Here is a 2,117-nt window from a genome sequence, read left to right on the forward strand (position 1 = left end):
TGTCAACGCCGGCTGAACTTTGACCCCTCTGTTCCGGCCGAATTTTGACCCCTTCGCTGGTTTGTTGATGTTCAGTCGTTGGTCTTGGTTGCTGCGGGGACGCGGCCGAGGTCGCGGTCTTTGAGGCGGTAGCTGTCGCCCTTCATCGAGATGACCTCGGCGTGGTGGACGAGGCGGTCGATCATGGCGGCGGCCACCACGTCGTCGCCGAAGACCTCGCCCCAGCGGCCGAAGGGCTTGTTGCTGGTGACGATCAGCGAGGCTCGTTCGTAGCGGTTAGACACCAGCTGGAAGAACAGGTTCGCGGCTTCGGCTTCGAAGGGGATGTAGCCGACCTCGTCGACGATCAGCAGCGGGATCCGGCCGAGCTTGACCAGTTCGTCCTGCAGGCGGCCGGCGTGGTGGGCGTCAGCGAGGCGGGACACCCACTGGGCGGCGGTGGCGAACGCGACCCGGTATCCGGCCTGGCAGGCCCGGATCCCCAGGCCGATGGACAGGTGCGTCTTGCCGGTGCCGGGCGGACCCAAGAAGACGACGTTCTCCTTCGACGCCACGAAGTCGAGGGTTCCCAGGTGAGCGATCGCTTCCCGCTTCAAGGACCGTTGGTGCTCGAAGTCGAACTCCTCCAGGCTCTTGCGGGCCGGGAACCTCGCGGCCCGGATGCGTCCTTCACCGCCGTGGGCTTCGCGGGTGGCGACTTCACGTTGCAGGCAGGCGGCGAGAAACTCCTCATGCGTCCACGACTCGGCCCGGGCCCGCTCCGCCAGGCGTTCGACGGAGGCAGCGAGGGACGGCGCCTTCAGGGCGCGGGTGAGGAACGCGATCTCGGATGCGACGTTGCGGCTGGTCTTGGCGGCCATCACGCAGCCACCTCAACGTCGAGGCCGAACAGGCGGTCGTAGTCGCTCAACGGCCGGCGTTCGACCTGAGCGTCAACGGCGGTCGTCGGGGTGCGTTGGGCAGCGACGCGCAGGTCGGCGGCGGCTTGCCGGTGGGCGGGGTCGGTGATGCTCTGGTGCTTGGCCCAGCAGCGGTCGTGCCGGGCCACTGTCCGGCCGTTGCAGGACACCGTCACCTGGTCGCAGTCGGCGGTAACCTCGACCCGCCGGCCGACCACTGATGGGTGCACCGAGTAGTCGTTGCCGTCCAAGCGGACGTAGTGATCGCGGGGAAGGCGGGTGGTCTGCCGCCAGCCGACCACCGGCGCAACCGGTGGCAGTGGCAGCATGGCGGCCCGGTCGGCGTCCCACCGGTCCAGCGGGCGGCAGCCCAGCATCCGGTGTTGGCGGTTGTTCGCCCGCACCAGCCAGTCGGTGAGCTGGGCGTTGAAGTCACCCGGTGAGGCGAAGCGGCGTCCGGGCAGGAACGAGGTCTCCAGATAGCCGTTGGCCCGCTCGACCAGGCCCTTGGCTTCCGGGTCCGCCGGCCGGCACTGGATCACCTTGATGCCGAGGGTGCCGCGGAAGGCGTTCATCGCCTCGGTCAACTGCGGCCTGCCGGCCCGCCACTGACCGACGGCGGACTCGTTGTCCCACACCAACGCCTTGGGCACCCGTCCCCAGCCGGAGATCAGCGTCCAGTGCCCGGCCAGCAGGTCCGGCGACTGCCTGGTCGGGATCATCACCGCTGACAGCCACCGCGAATACCCGGACACCATCACCAGCACCGGTGGCCGGCCGACCTGCCCGAAGCCCAACGGCACGTCCGCCGGCGGGAACCACAGATCACACTGCGCAAGCTCTCCCGGCAGATACTCCGTCCGCTGCGCCGGATCCGGGCGGCGGAACAACGGCCGCAGCTGCTGCACCCGATCGGCGAACACCGTCTTGCCGCGGGTCCACCCGACCCGCTCCATGATCACCGTCGTTGGCATATCCGGGAACTCCGCCAACAACGCCCTGATCTGCGGCTCGACCGCGTCCACGATCGAGCCCTTCGCCGCCCGCTGATAGCGAGGCGGCTCATGACTGGCCAAGGCCTTACGCACCGTGTTCCGCGAGACCCCCAGCCGACGGCAGATGGCCTTGATCGCCATCCGCTCCGCTCGGTGCAACCGACGGATCTCCGCCCAGTCCTCCACGCTCAGCACCTCCCGATGCTTCCGGAAGGGGTCAAAA

At 68.6% G+C, this 2,117-nt stretch carries 2 protein-coding genes; both read right to left on the reverse strand.

The window, feature by feature from the left end:
• Positions 1-71 precede the first annotated feature (71 nt).
• Positions 72-860, reverse strand: coding sequence for an IS21-like element helper ATPase IstB (gene istB / locus M8C11_RS30080; RefSeq protein WP_252454807.1), 789 nt, complete (start codon positions 858-860; stop codon positions 72-74).
• Complete coding sequence (gene istA, locus M8C11_RS30085; RefSeq protein ID WP_252454809.1) at positions 860-2,089, reverse strand: IS21 family transposase; 1,230 nt, start codon at positions 2,087-2,089, stop codon at positions 860-862. Before istA ends, istB begins: the two co-directional genes overlap by 1 nt.
• Positions 2,090-2,117: the final 28 nt, after the last annotated feature.

The sequence above is a fragment of the Micromonospora sp. CPM1 genome (assembly GCF_023896895.1).
Lineage (GTDB): Bacteria > Actinomycetota > Actinomycetes > Mycobacteriales > Micromonosporaceae > Micromonospora > Micromonospora tulbaghiae.